The organism is Mycobacterium sp. NGS51, from assembly GCF_059812525.1.
Genome location: NZ_JCALCV010000006.1, coordinates 17,012 through 33,855, shown reverse-complemented (window position 1 = coordinate 33,855; position 16,844 = coordinate 17,012). Strand labels below are relative to the sequence as shown.

14 protein-coding genes are annotated in these 16,844 nt (G+C 67.0%); 12 read left to right on the top strand and 2 right to left on the bottom strand.

Features of this window, described 5'->3' with window-relative positions; all coding sequences use genetic code 11:
* Positions 1-984 precede the first annotated feature (984 nt).
* Positions 985-1,530 (top strand): transglycosylase family protein, encoded by a 546-nt coding sequence (locus tag AC5Y5W_RS09450; protein WP_500010371.1) that lies wholly within the window; start codon positions 985-987, stop codon positions 1,528-1,530.
* 50 nt (positions 1,531-1,580) lie between these two features.
* Here AC5Y5W_RS09450 and AC5Y5W_RS09445 read toward each other — a convergent pair whose 3' ends face one another.
* Positions 1,581-2,729 carry an FAD-dependent oxidoreductase gene (locus tag AC5Y5W_RS09445; RefSeq protein WP_500010370.1) on the bottom strand — a complete coding sequence of 383 codons (1,149 nt, stop codon included), beginning with the start codon at positions 2,727-2,729 and terminating at the stop codon, positions 1,581-1,583.
* 86 nt (positions 2,730-2,815) lie between these two features.
* On the opposite strand from AC5Y5W_RS09445, the gene AC5Y5W_RS09440 reads away from it, so the two are divergent.
* From AC5Y5W_RS09440 to proB, 11 genes are all read left to right on the top strand, one after another.
* The gene (locus AC5Y5W_RS09440; protein ID WP_500010369.1) at positions 2,816-4,072 is read left to right on the top strand and encodes a saccharopine dehydrogenase family protein; all 1,257 of its coding nucleotides are present in this window, start codon (positions 2,816-2,818) and stop codon (positions 4,070-4,072) included.
* 90 nt (positions 4,073-4,162) lie between these two features.
* Complete coding sequence (locus tag AC5Y5W_RS09435) at positions 4,163-4,738, top strand: DUF937 domain-containing protein (protein WP_500010368.1); 576 nt, start codon at positions 4,163-4,165, stop codon at positions 4,736-4,738.
* A gap of 56 nt (positions 4,739-4,794) precedes the next feature.
* Positions 4,795-7,443, top strand: coding sequence for a valine--tRNA ligase (locus AC5Y5W_RS09430; RefSeq protein ID WP_500010367.1), 2,649 nt, complete (start codon positions 4,795-4,797; stop codon positions 7,441-7,443).
* Complete coding sequence (gene folC / locus AC5Y5W_RS09425; RefSeq protein ID WP_500010366.1) at positions 7,440-8,840, top strand: bifunctional tetrahydrofolate synthase/dihydrofolate synthase; 1,401 nt, start codon at positions 7,440-7,442, stop codon at positions 8,838-8,840. Before AC5Y5W_RS09430 ends, folC begins: the two co-directional genes overlap by 4 nt.
* A gap of 49 nt (positions 8,841-8,889) precedes the next feature.
* Complete coding sequence (locus AC5Y5W_RS09420) at positions 8,890-9,267, top strand: DUF4233 domain-containing protein (protein WP_500010365.1); 378 nt, start codon at positions 8,890-8,892, stop codon at positions 9,265-9,267.
* A gap of 22 nt (positions 9,268-9,289) precedes the next feature.
* Positions 9,290-9,700, top strand: a complete 411-nt coding sequence (gene ndk / locus AC5Y5W_RS09415; protein WP_500010364.1) for a nucleoside-diphosphate kinase — start codon at positions 9,290-9,292, stop codon at positions 9,698-9,700.
* Between the two features lie 372 nt (positions 9,701-10,072).
* Positions 10,073-12,826 (top strand): ribonuclease E, encoded by a 2,754-nt coding sequence (gene rne / locus AC5Y5W_RS09410; protein ID WP_500010363.1) that lies wholly within the window; start codon positions 10,073-10,075, stop codon positions 12,824-12,826.
* A gap of 130 nt (positions 12,827-12,956) precedes the next feature.
* Positions 12,957-13,268, top strand: a complete 312-nt coding sequence (gene rplU / locus AC5Y5W_RS09405) for a 50S ribosomal protein L21 (RefSeq protein WP_065016722.1) — start codon at positions 12,957-12,959, stop codon at positions 13,266-13,268.
* Between the two features lie 11 nt (positions 13,269-13,279).
* Positions 13,280-13,534, top strand: coding sequence for a 50S ribosomal protein L27 (rpmA, locus tag AC5Y5W_RS09400; RefSeq protein ID WP_065016721.1), 255 nt, complete (start codon positions 13,280-13,282; stop codon positions 13,532-13,534).
* An 82-nt stretch (positions 13,535-13,616) separates the two neighbouring features.
* Positions 13,617-15,053, top strand: a complete 1,437-nt coding sequence (gene obgE, locus AC5Y5W_RS09395; RefSeq protein ID WP_500010362.1) for a GTPase ObgE — start codon at positions 13,617-13,619, stop codon at positions 15,051-15,053.
* Positions 15,050-16,147, top strand: a complete 1,098-nt coding sequence (gene proB / locus AC5Y5W_RS09390; protein ID WP_500010361.1) for a glutamate 5-kinase — start codon at positions 15,050-15,052, stop codon at positions 16,145-16,147. Before obgE ends, proB begins: the two co-directional genes overlap by 4 nt.
* Positions 16,148-16,149: 2 nt before the next feature.
* On the opposite strand, the gene AC5Y5W_RS09385 is transcribed toward proB, so the two are convergent.
* Positions 16,150-16,782, bottom strand: a complete 633-nt coding sequence (locus tag AC5Y5W_RS09385) for a TetR/AcrR family transcriptional regulator (protein WP_500010360.1) — start codon at positions 16,780-16,782, stop codon at positions 16,150-16,152.
* Between the last annotated feature and the right edge of the window lie 62 nt (positions 16,783-16,844).

The following is a 16,844-nucleotide window of genomic DNA, read 5'->3' as shown; positions in this document are numbered from 1 at the left end:
ATTAATTCTCCAATTTCCAACCGAAGATGCAAATTTCTTGCTTCTATTCTTCGCGGACCCCAGCCATGAGCGCGCTTCGGCTCAGCTAGAATCTGAATGCCATTGGGGCGGAACGGATTTAGCAAGCGAAGCCGATTTTGACTACGTCGCTTGCGCGGCGATGCTACAAGTCAGGCAATGGTTTTCCGCCACTGTGGTGCCATAGGGTTACATAGCGGTCCGCCCGGAGCTGCGGCGGGAGTGGTTTTCCACTGCATGATGCTGGTTATGAAAGTGTTTGCTTGGCAACATGTTTGGCGAGCAATGGCGATGCCATGGACTCGCTCCGGCGGTACAGGAGCAGCATTGTGGCAAAGTTGATAATGTTGAAATACGCTGGCGTGCTTGTATTTCGACGCAAAGCGCGTAGTTCCTGAGATATTCTCCTTCCTCGAAGCGCGATCTCTGATCCATCACGAAGAATCGAAATCCGCTCTAGCGCCTGGTAATCACTCCTGTAACACACCGTGGCGCGTTGGCTCTGGCCGATCACGCGGTCCAGACGTGGGGAAAGACGTGGTGCAGTTCACAATATTGCCGTGATTTGGCTCACGATAGCGCAGTTATGGGCCGCTGCCGACGTGAACGCAAAAGCCGTACGTGACCAGGGAAGACAATTATTTGAGCCGCTGTGATGTGGCCGTTATTGAACCGAGATAGCCGGCGTGTCGAAGATGACGAATTCAATCTCGTCTCGTACGGTCCGTGTCGGCCCTAAACATGGGCAACACAAAATCGAATCCACGGACCCGCGTGTGAGCGGGGCTGCGGACGGCACTGTCGCCCCGCAGCCACCGGGCCACTAGGCCCGCCGGGCAGATCGTGCCCCCGCTGTCGTGCCTGAACGAGACGGCACGTTCTGAAGCAGCAATCCCGCCTGTACAGGCATCCCAGTCCACATCTGTGGGCTTGCTTTGGCGCGCGCGCACCGCGAAAGGAACGATATTGAACTACGTCCGCAAGACGCTGACTCTGGCGGCGCTCACCGGAGTGCTTGCCACCGCGCCGATTGCCACCGCCTACGCGGATGACGTCGACCTCAACGCGCCGGTCGGCCCCGTGAACGTGGAGGACGTGGCGTTTGACGACGCGCCGGCCGCTCCGGCGCCGCCGGAAGACCTGCCGGCGCCGCCGGAAGACCTGCCGCCGGCACCGGAAGACGTGCCACCGGCACCGTGGTTTCTGCCGCCGGCCCCTGAGGCGCCTCCCGCCCCGGAGCCCGAGCCGGCTCCCGAGGAGGCTCCCGCTCCCGTCCAGGCCTACAGCGTGAACTGGGATGCGATCGCGGCGTGTGAATCCGGCGGCAACTGGTCGATCAGCACCGGTAACGGCTACTCCGGCGGCCTGCAGTTCACCCCCAGCACGTGGCGGGCCAACGGCGGCAGCGGTTCGGCTGCCAACGCGAGCCGCGAGGAACAGATCCGGGTGGCCGAGAACGTCCTGCATTCGCAGGGCATCGGCGCGTGGCCGGTCTGCGGCCGACGCGGCTGACCTGAAGCTCTAAGAGACGGTGCCGGGCCTGTGTGGCCCGGCACCGTCGCTTATGCGGGCAGCACGAACGCCGAGCGGGCTGCCACAGACGCCAGATGGCGAGTCAGCGCCGCCTCCGGGACCAGCATTGTGGTCCGGCTGGCGGCCGCGCTGAGGAACGCCGGACGCAGGTTGACGACCTTGCCGATCAATGCCGACTCACGAACCAAAGGCATGACCCGCCGCCGGCGGAAGTCCACGAACCGGGCAAACGCGGTCGGCAAGTCGGCGCCTCGTGCGACAAACGCAGCCAGGATCGCGGCATCTTCCAATCCTTGGCAGCCACCTTGGCCCAAGTGCGGCCGCATGGGATGGGCCGCATCGCCGACCAGCAGGATGGGTCCACGCGCCCAGCGCCGGGCAGGACCGCGGTCGTAAAGGTCGTTGCGTAATACGTCGGCTGGTGGCGTGGCCGCCAGCATGCTTCCGACGGGATCGGGCCAGCCGGCGAACTTTGCTTGCAGGTAAGCCAGCTCTCCGCCGGACGCCCGTTGTCCCTCGGGCGCGCGTTCGGTGGCAAACCAATATGTTTGATCCGGCCCCATCGGGACGTGGCCGGTTTCGATGCCGGGGCCGAGTGTCTCCCCGGCCAGCTCCGGATCCATGGCGTAGCTGGCGACTCCTCGCCATGCGGTGTAGCCGACATAACGGTGGCTCAGCGCGCCGTTGAGGTGGCGGGCCACCGCTGAGTAGGTCCCGTCGGCGCCGATCACTGCGTCGGCCGCCCGGACCGTGCGGTCCGACAACTCGACCCGCACGCCGTCGGCGCCCGCAACGAGCCTGGTAGCGGCCAACCCGTATTCCACACTGCCCGGCGCCAGCGCTCCGGCAAGGATGTCGCGCAGCGCCGAACGGTGCACCACTACCAAGGGCTCACCAAGCGCCCTGACGATCCGTTCGGGGGTCGGGTGGCGCAGCCACGAGCCGTCGCGCCAGCGCATGGCACCCGCGGTGATCCGGCCGCCGGCCTCGCGGACGGCGTCGCCGAGGCCGATGCGGTCCAGCGCGGCCAGCGCGTTGGGCCAAATGCTGATTCCGGCCCCCGACGAGGTGTCGGTGCGCTCTTCGATCACGGTGACGGCGTAACCGCAGCGCTGCAGCGCCACCGCAGTTGCCAGTCCCGCGATGCCCGCGCCGACCACGACGATCTGCTGCGCCATGGGCCGAACCTAACCCGGCGACGATGTGGGCTGCGGAGTGGGCCGAGCGGTGAGCTGCCCGAAATCCTCGGAGTAGCGTCGGCGCCGTGACGGGAACGCAGCGCGAATTCGACATTGTGGTGTACGGGGCGACCGGCTTTGTGGGGAAGCTCACCGCTGAATACCTCGCCCGTGCCGGCGGCGACGCGCGTATCGCGCTGGCCGGCCGGTCTGCCGAAAAATTGGCCAGGGTGCGCGACAGCCTGGGCGCCGCGGCGCAGTCCTGGCCGCTGGTGGAGGCCGACGCGTCGTCGCCGTCGACGCTGGATGCGATGGCCGCCCGCACGCAAGTGGTGATCACCACGGTTGGCCCCTATACCCGCTACGGGCTGCCGCTGGTGGCCGCCTGCGCCGCGGCCGGCACCGACTACGCCGACCTGACCGGTGAGGCGATGTTCGTGCGGGACAGCATCGACCAATATCACAAGCAGGCCGCCGACACCGGTGCGCGCATCGTGCACGCATGCGGATTCGACTCCATCCCTTCAGATCTGACCGCCTTCGCGCTGTACCGCAAGGTCAGCGAGGACGGCACCGGCGAGTTAGGCGACACCAGCTTTGTACTGCGCCGCTTCGCCGGCGGGGTCTCCGGCGGCACCGCCGCGTCGATGCTGGAAGTGTTCGACACCTCATCCAGCGACCCCGAGGCCCGGCGACAGCTCAACGACCCCTACACGTTGAGCACCGACCGTGCGGCCGAGCCGGAGTTGGGTCCCCAACCGGATCTGCGCTGGCGCCGCGGTCGGGACATCGCACCCGAACTGGCCGGAGTCTGGACCGCGGGCTTCGCGATGGCGCCGTACAACACCCGAATTGTGCGCCGCAGCAATGCGTTACTGGACTGGGCGTACGGCAGTAAGTTCCGCTACAGCGAAACGATGAGCATGGGTTCGTCGGTTGTGGCGCCGGCGGTCTCAGCGCTGTTCACCGGCGTCAGCATCGGGACGTTCGGGTTGGCCAGCCGTTACTTCCGGTTGTTGCCGCGCCGACTGGCGCAGCGACTGGTGCCGAAACCGGGCACCGGTCCCAGCGAGAAGGCCCGTGAGCGCGGCCACTACTGCGCTGAGACCTACACGACCACCACGACCGGCGCGCGATATCGGTCCACGATCGCCCAACAGGGCGATCCCGGATACAAGGCGACGTCGGTGCTGCTCGGCGAGTGCGGCCTGGCACTCGCATTGGACCGTGACAAGCTTTCCGATCTGCACGGCGTGCTCACGCCGGCGGCCGCAATGGGGGATGCCTTGCTGGCGCGGTTCCCGGCCGCAGGCGTGTCGCTGGACACCGTGCGGTTGGCCTGATCGGCCGTTCGAATCGTTGTCCAGCAGCATCCGCTCGGTTTAGTGTCAGCACGACTCACCAGATCCCAGCAACGTTAGGTGGACGGACACATGGCCGGCCTTGACGATCTTTTCGCCCAGATCCCCACCCGGGATATTGCCGCCCAACTCGACGTCGACGAGTCGGAAGTCACCAGCGCGGTTCACCTGCTGGTGCCGGTACTGGTCGGCGGATTGCACCAAAACGCTCAAGATCCCGACCACGCGTCCGCAATCGAGTCCGCGGCCAGCGATCACGCCGCCAGAGGACTGTTGGATACCGGGATCGGTGTCGACCAGGTGGACCAAGCCGACGGCCAGAAGGCGATCGCCAAAATCTTCGGCGGCAACGACCCGGACCGCGTGGCATCGGCGCTATCGGGCGCCGCCACCGGAGACAACGAGTTGTTCAGCAAGCTATTGCCGATTCTGGCGCCGATCGTGCTGGCCTACATCGGTAAACAAATGACCGGCGGCAAGACGGCGCCCGCGGGGCAGGAGGGCGCCGGCGGGGGGCTCAACGAAGTGCTGGGCAGCATCCTGAGCGGAATGTCGGGCAGCAACAAATCCCTGAGCAGCGTCTTGGGCAACGTTTTGGGCAGCAAAGCGGGCGAGATCCTCGGCGGACTGTTCGGCGGCAAGAAGTAACGCACCGCACAAGGGCGGCGGTCGGCGTGGGAGCGGCGCCTTCCTAGAATTGAGCGGTGACCGCCAGCCCTACACCCCCCGTCAACACCCGGGGCGAAGCCCTACCCAAATCGTGGGAGCCGGGCGCGGTCGAGGACGCGATCTACCAGCGTTGGGTGGACGCCGGTTACTTCACCGCGGACGCGACCAGCGCCAAACCCGGTTATTCGATCGTGCTGCCGCCGCCCAACGTCACCGGCGAGCTGCACATGGGCCATGCGCTGGACCACACCCTGATGGATGTCCTGACCCGCCGCAAGCGGATGCAGGGCTATGAGGTGCTGTGGCTGCCGGGCATGGACCACGCCGGCATCGCCACCCAGATCGTGGTGGAAAAGCAGCTCGCCGTCGACGGCAAGACCAAAGAGGACTTCGGCCGCGAGCTGTTCGTCGACAAAGTGTGGGACTGGAAGCATGACTCCGGTGGCACGATCGGCGCCCAGATGCGCCGGCTCGGCGACGGCGTGGACTGGAGCCGCGACCGGTTCACCATGGACGACGGCCTGTCGCGGGCGGTGCGGACCATGTTCAAACGGCTCTACGACGCCGGGTTGATCTATCAGGCCGAGCGGCTGGTCAACTGGTCGCCGGAGTTGGAAACCGCGATCAGCGACCTCGAAGTCCGATACGACGACGTCGAAGGCGAACTGGTGTCGTTTCGCTACGGGGCGTTGGACGGACCGCACATCGTGGTCGCCACCACCCGGTTGGAGACGATGCTGGGCGACACCGCCATCGCGGTGCATCCCGACGACGAGCGCTACCGGGACCTGGTGGGTGCGACGCTGCCCCACCCATTCGTGGACCGGCAGCTCGTCGTCATCGCCGACAAGCACGTCGATCCCGAATTCGGCACCGGCGCAGTCAAAGTCACGCCGGCTCACGACCCGAACGACTTCGAGATCGGTTTGCGGCACCAACTGCCGATGCTCACGATCATGGACAGCAAGGGCCGGATCGCGGACACTGGAACACAATTCGACGGGATGGACCGGTTCGACGCTCGGGTTGCCGTGCGTGAGGCGCTGGCGGCGCAGGGCAGGATCGTGGCTGAGAAGCGCCCCTATCTGCACAGCGTCGGGCATTCCGAACGCACCGGCGAACCGATCGAACCCCGGCTCTCGCTGCAGTGGTGGGTCAGGGTGGAATCACTGGCCAAAGCAGCCGGCGACGCAGTGCGCAATGGCGACACCGTGATTCACCCGGCCAGCCTGGAGCCCCGTTGGTTCGGCTGGGTCGACGACATGCACGACTGGTGCATTTCGCGACAACTGTGGTGGGGCCACCGCATCCCGATCTGGCACGGGCCCAACGGCGAGCAGGTGTGCGTCGGCCCCGACGAGGCGCCGCCCGAGGGCTGGCAGCAGGACCATGATGTCCTGGACACCTGGTTCTCCTCGGCGCTGTGGCCGTATTCCACCATGGGCTGGCCCGACCACACACCAGAGTTGGAAAAGTTCTACCCCACAAGCGTTCTGGTTACCGGATACGACATCCTATTCTTCTGGGTGGCCCGGATGATGATGTTCGGCACCTTTGTCGGCGACGACGACGCCATCACCCTGCAGGGACGTCGCGGACCGCAGGTGCCGTTCACCGACGTGTATCTGCACGGCCTGATCCGCGACGAGTTCGGCCGCAAGATGAGCAAGTCGAAGGGCAACGGCATCGACCCGCTGGACTGGGTGGAGAAGTTCGGCGCTGACGCGCTGCGGTTCACCCTGGCTCGCGGCGCCAGCCCGGGCGGGGATTTGTCCCTCGGCGAAGACCATGTGCGGGCGTCGCGCAATTTCGGCACCAAGCTGTTCAACGCCACCCGCTTTGCACTGCTCAACGGCGCGGCGCTGGCGCCGCTGCCCGAGTCCGACAAGCTGACCGACGCCGATCGCTGGATTCTGGGTCGGCTGGAAGAGGTGCGCGCCGAAGTCGATTCTGCGTTCGACAGATACGAATTCAGCCGGGCCTGCGAGTCGCTGTACCACTTCACTTGGGACGAATTCTGCGACTGGTACGTCGAATTGGCCAAGACCCAGTTGTCCGCCGGGCTAGAGCACACCAACGCGGTGCTGGCCGTCGCGTTGGACACGCTGCTGCGACTGCTGCATCCGGTGATCCCGTTCATCACCGAGACGCTGTGGCAAGCGCTGACCGGAAGAGAATCGCTGGTGATCGCCGACTGGCCGCAGCCGTCCGGGATCACACTCGATCCGATTGCCGCGCAACGGATTACCGATATGCAGAAACTGGTGACCGAGGTCCGCCGGTTCCGCAGCGATCAAGGTCTGGCCGACCGGCAGAAGGTGCCCGCCCGGTTGTCGGGCATCGGCGGCCTGGACGGTCAAGTGCCCGCAGTGACGTCGCTGGCGTGGTTGACCGAGCCCGGTACCGATTTCAGCCCGTCGGCCTCCGTCGAGGTCCGGCTCAGCAGCTCCACCGTGGTCGTCGAGCTCGACACCTCGGGCACCATCGACGTCGAGGCCGAACGCCGCCGCCTGGAGAAGGACCTGGCCGCCGCTCGCAAGGAGTTGGCCGGCACCAGCGCCAAGCTCGACAACGACGCCTTCCTGGCCAAGGCGCCCGCGGCCGTCGTCGACAAGATCCGCGACCGCCAGCGAGTGGCCCGCGAAGAAGTCGATCGGATCACCAGCCGCCTGGCCGCGATGTGAGCTCACTACCCACACCCGACGAGATCGCGTCGCTGCTGCAGGTCGAACATCTGCTCGACCAGCGCTGGCCGGAAACCAAAATCGAGCCCAGCCTGACGCGGATCAGCGCGCTGATGGACCTGCTCGGCTCGCCGCAACGCAGCTATCCATCGATCCATATCGCCGGCACCAACGGCAAAACCTCGGTGGCGCGAATGGTCGATGCGCTGCTGACCGCGCTGCACCGGCGCACCGGCCGCACCACCAGCCCCCATCTGCAGTCGGCCATCGAGCGCATCGCCATCGACGGCACGCCGATCAGCCCGGCGCAGTACGTGTCGACCTACCGTGAGATCGAGCCGTTTGTGCAGATGATCGATCAGCAGTCGCAGTCCGCGGGTGGGCCGGCGATGAGCAAATTCGAAGTCCTCACCGCGATGGCGTTCGCTGCGTTCGCCGATGCGCCGGTCGATGTCGGCGTGATCGAGGTCGGGCTGGGCGGCCGCTGGGACGCTACCAACGTGATCAACGCACCGGTGGCCGTCATCGCCCCGATCAGCATCGACCACGTCGAATACCTCGGGGAGGATATCGCCGGGATCGCCGGCGAGAAGGCGGGCATCATCACCAAAGCTGAAACCGGCGCGCCGGACACCGTCGCGGTCATCGCCCGGCAGGTTCCCGAGGCCATGGAGGTGTTGTTGGCCCAAACAGTGCGCGCCGATGCCGCCGTGGCCCGCGAGGACTCCGAATTCGCGGTGCTGAGCCGCCAGGTTGCCGTCGGCGGACAGCTGCTCGAGCTGCAGGGGCTGGGCGGGGTGTACTCCGACCTCCACCTGCCGCTGCACGGCGAGCACCAGGCTCACAACGCGGCGGTGGCGTTGGCCGCGGTCGAGGCGTTCTTCGGTGCGGGCAAGGACCGCCAGCTCGACGTCGACGCGGTGCGGGCCGGCTTCGCCGCCGTCACCAGCCCGGGCCGGTTGGAACGCATGCGCAGCGCGCCGACGGTGTTCATCGACGCCGCGCACAATCCGGCCGGGGCGGCCGCGCTGGCCCAGACTTTGGCCGACGAGTTCGACTTCCAGTTCCTGGTCGGGGTCCTCAGTGTGCTGGCCGACAAGGACGTCGACGGCATCCTGGCCGCGCTGGAGCCGGTCTTGCATCGAATCGTGGTGACGCACAACGGATCCCCACGAGCGGTGGATGTCGAAACGCTGACGTTGGCCGCGCAGCAGCGCTTCGGCCCCGACCGCGTCGATGCTGTCGAGAACCTGTCCGACGCTATCGAGATCGCGACCGCGCTGGTCGACGAGGCGGGCGCCGACACCGACGCGTTCTCCGGAACCGGAATCGTCGTCACCGGGTCGGTGGTCACCGCCGGCGCAGCCCGCAGCCTGTTCGGCAAGGACCCCGCGTGAGCCGCGCCGACGACGATGCAGAGCGAAGCGATGAGGAGGAGCGGCGCCAATGACCAGCGTCGACCCGTGGAAGAGCTTTCGCGGCGTGATGGCCGGCACCCTGATCCTGGAGGCGATCGTGGTCCTGCTGGCGTTGCCGGTGGTCGGCGCGGTCGGCGGCGGCCTCACCCCGGTCGCGTTGGGGTATCTGATCGGGCTGGCGGTGCTCTTGGTGCTGTTGGCCGGGCTGCAGGGACGGCCGTGGGCCATCTGGGTGAACCTGGCCGCGCAGCTGGTGCTCATCGCCGGCTTCCTGGTGTACCCCGGTATCGGGTTCATCGGGCTGGTCTTTGCCGGCGTGTGGGGGCTGATCGCGTATTTCCGCGCCGAGGTTTTGCGTCGCCAGCAACGCGGCATGTTGCCCGGCCAGCAGCGACCCCCCGATTGAGCAGCAAGGTACGCTGTGCGCCGTGACTGAGCAGACTTTGCTGTTGATCAAGCCCGACGGCGTGCAGCGGCGCCTGGTGGGTGAGATCTTGGGCCGAATCGAGCGCAAAGGCCTGACGATCGGGGCACTGGAACTGCGCGACGTCGACGAGGGCCTGGCCCGCGATCACTATGCGGAGCACACGGGCAAGCCGTTTTTCGAGCCCCTGCTGGAATTCATCACCTCGGGCGGGGTGGTCGCGGCCATCGTGGAGGGGCCGCGAGCCGTCGCGGCGGTGCGGCAACTCGCCGGGGCTACCGATCCGGTGGAGAAGGCCGCGCCCGGCACCATCCGCGGCGACTTCGGGCTGGAAACCCAGTTCAACCTGGTGCACGGCTCGGATTCGGTGGAGTCGGCCGAACGCGAGATCGCGCTCTGGTTCTCCGGGCGCTAGCCGGGCCGAGAAGACGCAAAAGTCCCCGACACGCTGGGTGAAAAGGAGCTTTTGCGTCTGCTCGGCGGGTGGGGTACGCGCCAGCTCGGCGCACTTGGTCCACCTCGAGCCGACCGTATGGGATACTGGAAGACGGGTGAACGTCGCCGGACCGGCGTCCGAAGCCCGAATGAAGACTTAGACAAGCGCGACCACCGCGATCCGTGGTGCGGCGCCGAGTGTCCAGCCATCATTCAGACCGGCGCCGGGTGGGTTCCATACGAGCCGCTCGGGGCGAGACCATCACAAGCCCGGGAGAAGTGACCCGGGTACATAACGAAGCCCTCGCGTGGCCGCGTCTGCACGACGCGCCCGGGGGCTTGAGGAGATTACGTGATAGACGATGCCCCAACCTCAGACCTTCCAGAAGACGCGTCCCGGCACGAGGACCTACCCGACCGGCTAAGGGTCCATTCGCTGGCCCGGGCGCTGGGCACAACCAGCCGCCGCGTGCTCGACGCGCTGACCGAGCTCGACGGGCGGATCCGCAGCGCGCATTCCAGCGTGGATCGCGTCGACGCCGTCCGGGTGCGCGACCTGCTGGCCGCTGCACACCCGGTGGAGGCAGAGGCGGCCAAGACCGCTGAGTCAGACGAACCCGAATCCCGGCTCATGCTCGAGACGACGGTTGAGCGTCCCGAATACATGCCGCTGTTCGTCGCGCCGCAGCCGATCGAGAAGACCGCCAGCGACGACTCCGCTGACGCGGACGACGCCGACGACGACGACGAAGACAGCGACGACGAACAGACTGATCGCCCGGCCAACCGGCGACGCCGCCGCGGCCGGCGCGGTCGTGGCCGCGGTCGCGGCGAGCAGGGCGGACCGGACAACCGCGGTCAGTCCGACGACGCCGATGCCGAACAGGATTCGGCCGCTGCCGACGGTGGCGAGTCGGACGACGCTGACGGTGGCGAGTCGGACGACGAGAACGGCTCGACGGACGCCGGCAGCCGGCGCCGGCGGCGCCGACGTCGTCGCAAGGCCGGTTCCGGCGACGACGGCGACGACAACCCCTCGCCCGACGATCCGCCCAACACCGTGGTGCACGAACGCGCCCCACGCGCCGACAAGAACAGCGACGACAGCTCCGAAATCCAGGGCATCAATGGCTCGACGCGGCTGGAGGCCAAACGGCAGCGTCGCCGCGACGGCCGCGACGCCGGCCGCCGCCGGCCCCCGGTGCTCAGCGAGGCCGAGTTCCTGGCCCGCCGCGAGGCCGTCGAGCGGGTGATGGTGGTGCGCGACAAGGTCCGCACTGAACCGCCACACCCCGGCGCGCGCTACACCCAGATCGCCGTGCTCGAGGACGGCATCGTCGTCGAACATTTCGTCACCAGTGCGGCCTCGGCGTCGTTGGTGGGCAATATCTATCTGGGCATCGTGCAAAACGTGCTGCCGTCGATGGAGGCAGCGTTCGTCGACATCGGTCGCGGCCGCAACGGTGTGCTCTACGCCGGCGAGGTGAACTGGGAAGCCGCCGGCCTGGGCGGGGCCAACCGCAAAATCGAGCAGGCCCTCAAACCCGGTGACTACGTGGTGGTGCAGGTCAGCAAGGATCCAGTCGGGCACAAGGGGGCGCGGCTGACCACCCAGGTGTCGCTTCCGGGGCGTTACCTGGTGTACGTGCCGGGTGCGTCGTCGACCGGGATCAGCCGCAAGCTGCCCGACACCGAACGCCAGCGGCTCAAGGAAATCCTGCGAGAGGTGGTGCCGCCCGACGCCGGCGTGATCATCCGCACCGCCTCCGAAGGCGTTAAAGAAGACGACATCCGCGCGGACGTCAACCGTCTGCAGGAACGCTGGACGCAGATCGAAGCCACCGCCGCCGAGACCAAACAGAAGGCCGCCGGCGCCGCCGTCGCGCTCTACGAAGAGCCCGACGTGCTGGTCAAGGTCATCCGCGACTTGTTCAATGAAGACTTCGCCGAACTGATCGTCTCCGGTGACGAAGCCTGGAAAACCATCAACGACTACGTGAACTCCGTTGCACCCGAACTAGTTTCGAAGCTGAACAAATATGAGAGCGCCGCCAGCCCGGACGGCGGGACCGGACCCGACGTGTTCGCCGTGCACCGCATCGACGAGCAACTGACCAAGGCGATGGACCGCAAGGTCTGGCTGCCCTCGGGCGGCACGCTGGTGATCGACCGCACCGAGGCCATGACCGTCGTCGACGTCAATACCGGCAAATTCACCGGTTCGGGCGGCAACCTCGAGCAGACGGTTACCAAGAACAACCTGGAAGCCGCCGAGGAGATCGTCCGCCAGCTGCGGCTCCGCGATATCGGCGGAATTGTCGTCATCGACTTCATCGACATGGTGCTGGAGTCCAACCGAGACCTGGTGCTGCGCCGGCTGACCGAAGCGCTGGCCCGGGACCGCACCCGCCACCAGGTATCCGAGGTGACGTCGCTGGGGCTGGTGCAGCTCACCCGCAAGCGGCTGGGCACCGGGCTGATCGAGGCGTTCTCGAGCACCTGCCCGCACTGCAATGGCCGCGGCATCACGCTGCACGCCGATCCCGTGGACTCCAGCTCGGGGACCGGACGCAAATCCGAGGGCGGCCGACGCGGACGGCGCTCCAAGAAGAACAAGGCCGAGGACACCGTGGTGGCCAAGGTGCCTGCCCACGCACCCGGCGAGCATCCGATGTTCAAGGCGATGGCCGCGGCCAACGGTCGCCCCGACGAGGACGCCGACGACGCCGACCTCACCGATGAGGCGGCCGGCGAAGGCCGAGACGACGCCGACGAGCCCGTCGAAGAGCAGGTAGCCCGCGAGGTCGCCGAGGAAGATCTGGACGACGGCGACTTCGAGGACACCGACGAGGACACCGACGAAGACGACGACGATGATGACGAAGTCGAACTCGACGACGACGAGGACATCGAAGACGAGGACCTCGACGACGACGGCGCCGACGACGACGAAGAAGAGGATCTCGACCTCGACGAGGACCTCGATGACGACTCCGACCAGGACTCCGGCGAACCCGACGTTCCCGTCGCCAACGCGCCGGCTGCCGAGCGACCCAGGCGGCGCCGGGCCGCGGCACGGCCGGCTGGCCCACCAACGCACGAGTAGCCGGTTTGACCCTTTCGCCGCTGGTCACGTAACCTTGAGCAGTTGTCGCCAGGCCTGGCAGGCCGGCGCTCTCCGACCACTGCGCATCTTTGGATAGCGCGCGCCTGAAGAAAAAGAGGTAAACGTAACGATGGCGACCTACGCAATCGTCAAGACCGGCGGTAAGCAGTACAAGGTCGCGGTCGGAGACGTCGTCAAGGTCGAGAAGCTCGACTCCGAGCCCGGCGCGAAGGTGTCGCTGCCGGTCGCACTGGTCGTCGACGGTGCCACGGTCACCACCGATGCCAGCGCTCTGGCCAAGGTCGCCGTGACCGGTGAGGTGCTCGAGCACACCAAGGGACCCAAGATCCGTATCCACAAGTTCAAGAACAAGACCGGCTACCACAAGCGTCAGGGTCACCGTCAGCAGCTGACGGTCCTGAAGGTCACCGGCATCAAGTAGGAGCGAACGACATGGCACACAAGAAGGGCGCTTCAAGCTCGCGCAACGGTCGCGATTCCGCCGCCCAGCGGCTTGGCGTCAAGCGGTTCGGTGGTCAGGTCGTCAAGGCCGGTGAGATCCTGGTTCGCCAGCGCGGTACGCACTTCCACCCGGGCGTCAACGTCGGCCGCGGCGGCGACGACACGCTGTTTGCCAAGGCGGCCGGTGCCGTCGAGTTCGGCGTCAAGCGCGGCCGCAAGATGGTCAACATCGTCCCGGAGGCCTAAAGCTTCGCGAGTGTGAAACTGTTGCGAATTCTCGGCAGAATTTTCGCAACAGCTTCACAGTCGGCGGGTGAGAGGATCCCCGATGGCTCGGTTTGTCGATCGCGTCGTCATCCACGTGCGAGCAGGCTCTGGCGGTAACGGCTGCGCCTCAGTACATCGCGAGAAATTCAAGCCGCTCGGCGGTCCCGACGGCGGCAACGGCGGCCGGGGCGGCAGCGTCGTGCTTGTTGTCGACCCGCAAGTGCACACCTTGCTGGACTTCCACTTCCGCCCGCATGTGGTTGCGCCGTCGGGCAAGCAAGGTATGGGGGGCCACCGTGACGGCGCAGCCGGCGCGGATCTGGAAGTCAAGGTTCCCGACGGCACCGTCGTGCTCGACGAGCGTGGCCGGTTGCTAGCCGATTTGGTCGGCGCCGGCAGCCGCTTTGAGGCCGCTGCCGGTGGACGCGGCGGGCTGGGCAACGCGGCGCTAGCGTCACGCGCCCGCAAGGCGCCGGGGTTTGCGCTACTCGGTGAGAAGGGGCAGGTCCACGACCTCACGCTAGAGCTCAAGACCGTTGCCGACGTCGGCCTGATCGGGTTTCCGTCAGCCGGCAAATCGTCTCTGGTGTCGGCGATTTCGGCGGCCAAGCCCAAGATCGCCGATTATCCGTTCACCACCCTGGCGCCCAATCTCGGGGTGGTCTCGGCGGGGGAGCGCACGTTCACTGTCGCCGACGTACCCGGACTCATTCCAGGCGCGTCGCAGGGCCGCGGTTTGGGGCTGGAATTTCTGCGGCACATCGAGCGGTGCGCGGTGCTGGTACACGTCGTCGACTGCGCCACCGCCGAGCCGGGCCGCGACCCGGTCTCCGACATCGATGCGCTGGAGGCTGAGTTGGCTGCCTACCGGCCCACCCTGCAAGGCGATTCGACGCTCGGCGACCTCGCCGAGCGGCCACGGGCGGTGGTACTCAACAAGATCGACGTGCCGGAGGCCCGCGAACTGGCCGAGTTCGTCCACGATGACATCGCCGAGCGCGGTTGGCCCGTCTTCACGGTGTCGACTGTGGCCCGGGAAGGCTTGCAGCCGTTGACATTCGCACTGGCTGACCTGGTTGCGCAGTATCAAGCCGCGCAGCCGGTGTTGGCGCCGCGACGTCCGGTGATCCGTCCGATCCCGGTCGACGAGGCCGGCTTCACCGTGACGCCCGACGGCGAGGGCGGGTTTGTGGTGCGTGGCGCGCGGCCCGAACGCTGGATCACCCAGACCAACTTCGACAACGACGAGGCGGTCGGCTATCTGGGTGACCGGTTGGCGCGGCTGGGCGTAGAGGACGAGCTGCTGCGGCTGGGCGCGCAACCGGGTTGCGCGGTCACGATCGGCGAGATGACCTTCGACTGGGAGCCCCAAACGCCCGCCGGTGTGGATGTGGCACTGTCCGGCCGCGGTACCGACGCACGCCTGGAGCGCACCGAGCGCGTCGGCGCCGCCGAACGCAAAGCGGCCCGCCGCCGACGTCGCGAGCACGACTCATGACCGCGCGCGAGGCCGTCCGCGGCGCGCGTCGCGTCGTGGTCAAAGTCGGCACCACCGCGTTGACCACCTCGACAGGGGTGTTCGATGCCGGACGACTGGCCGGCCTCGCCGAGGCCATCGAGGCGCGCATGAAAGCGGGCTCCGACGTGGTCATCGTCTCCTCCGGAGCTATTGCCGCGGGCATCGAGCCGCTTGGATTACACCGCCGGCCAACGGATTTGGCGACCAAGCAGGCAGCGGCCAGCGTGGGGCAGGTGGCGCTGGTGAACTCGTGGAGTGCGGCGTTCGCTCGCTACCAGCGCACGGTCGGGCAGGTCCTGCTGACCGCGCACGATGTTTCGATGCGGGTGCAGCACAATAACGCTCAGCGCACGTTGGATCGGCTGCGGGCGCTGCATGCGGTGGCCATCGTCAACGAGAACGACACGGTGGCCACTAACGAGATCCGGTTCGGTGACAACGACCGGCTTTCGGCACTGGTGGCCCATCTGGTCGGCGCCGACGCGCTGGTGCTGCTCTCCGACATCGACGGGCTCTACGACTCCGATCCGCGGAAAGGCTCGGCGTCGTTCATCGCCGAAGTCCGCGGGCCCGCCGATCTCGATGGCGTGGTGGCCGGCCAGAGCAGCCATTTGGGCACCGGTGGTATGGCATCGAAGGTGTCCTCGGCGCTGCTGGCCGCCGATGCGGGGGTGCCGGTGCTGTTGGCCGCGGCCGCCGACGCCGCGACCGCGCTGGGAGACGCCTCGGTGGGCACCGTGTTCGCCGCGCGGCCGCAGCGGATGTCGGCGCGCCGGTTCTGGGTGCGCTACGCCGCGGACTCGGCCGGCTCGCTGACGCTGGACGAGGGCGCGGTGCGCGCGGTCATAGAACAGCGCCGTTCGCTGCTGCCCGCGGGTATCACCGCGCTGTCGGGCCGGTTTCACGGTGGCGACGTCGTCGAACTGCGCGGCCCGGATTCGGTCGTGGTGGCCCGCGGCGTCGTCGCCTACGACGCCGCGGAACTGAGCACGATGATCGGCCGGTCGACCTCTGAGTTGCCCGCCGAATTGCGCCGACCCGCCGTGCACGCCGACGACCTGGTCGCCGTGTAGCGCTACCGAATCTGCTCGAGATACAGCGCGCTCCAAACGATCTCGGTCAATGCGGTGGCCAACTCGGCATCGTGAGCGGACGGAGTGCCCGGAAGATTCTGCTGGCAGGTCCGCTCGACCATCCAGGTCAGCGCACTGGCTGTAGTGGCCGCGGGCAGCGCGCGGCGGATAGACCCGTCGGCCTGGCCATCCTCGATGACCCGGGCCACTCGCGCCGAAATACCAGTCAGCTGATCGCGGTACGCGGCGTTCACCAACGGGTCGTAGGCCGCCATCTCATTGAGCGCCACCAACAGTGGTTGATGACGGCGATAGCTGGCGATGATGGCAGTCATCGCGGCCCGGACGTCCCCGGGATCGTGTCGCCACGCCACGCTCCACCAGCGTTCGGCAGCATCGGCAAGATCACCGAACACCTGCCCGGCGAGCCGGCGCACGAGATCGCCCTTGTCCTCGAAGTAGATGTAGAAGCTGGCCCGCGAGATCCCGGCCTCGCCGGACAACCGATCCACGGACAGTTCGGTGAAGCTGGCGCCGTCGCGCATCAGCCGCTCGGTGGCGTCCAGCAACCGGCGCTCAATGCGCTGGCGCCGTTCCTGCCGCTTGGCCTGCGGCTTACGGGTCACCGACGGCATGCGTCGAAGCTTAATCGATATACCGACATCTTGACTAGACACTCTGTCTAAATTATGGTGCT

Excerpts from the sequence above, each read along its gene's own strand:
- AC5Y5W_RS09445 (WP_500010370.1), bottom strand. The coding sequence starts at position 2,729 with ATGGCGCAGCAGATCGTCGTGGTCGGCGCGGGCATCGCGGGACTGGCA.
- AC5Y5W_RS09435 (WP_500010368.1), top strand. The coding sequence starts at position 4,163 with ATGGCCGGCCTTGACGATCTTTTCGCCCAGATCCCCACCCGGGATATT.
- AC5Y5W_RS09420 (WP_500010365.1), top strand. The coding sequence starts at position 8,890 with ATGACCAGCGTCGACCCGTGGAAGAGCTTTCGCGGCGTGATGGCCGGC.
- rplU (WP_065016722.1), top strand. The coding sequence starts at position 12,957 with ATGGCGACCTACGCAATCGTCAAGACCGGCGGTAAGCAGTACAAGGTC.
- rpmA (WP_065016721.1), top strand. The coding sequence starts at position 13,280 with ATGGCACACAAGAAGGGCGCTTCAAGCTCGCGCAACGGTCGCGATTCC.
- obgE (WP_500010362.1), top strand. The coding sequence starts at position 13,617 with ATGGCTCGGTTTGTCGATCGCGTCGTCATCCACGTGCGAGCAGGCTCT.
- proB (WP_500010361.1), top strand. The coding sequence starts at position 15,050 with ATGACCGCGCGCGAGGCCGTCCGCGGCGCGCGTCGCGTCGTGGTCAAA.
- AC5Y5W_RS09385 (WP_500010360.1), bottom strand. The coding sequence starts at position 16,782 with ATGCCGTCGGTGACCCGTAAGCCGCAGGCCAAGCGGCAGGAACGGCGC.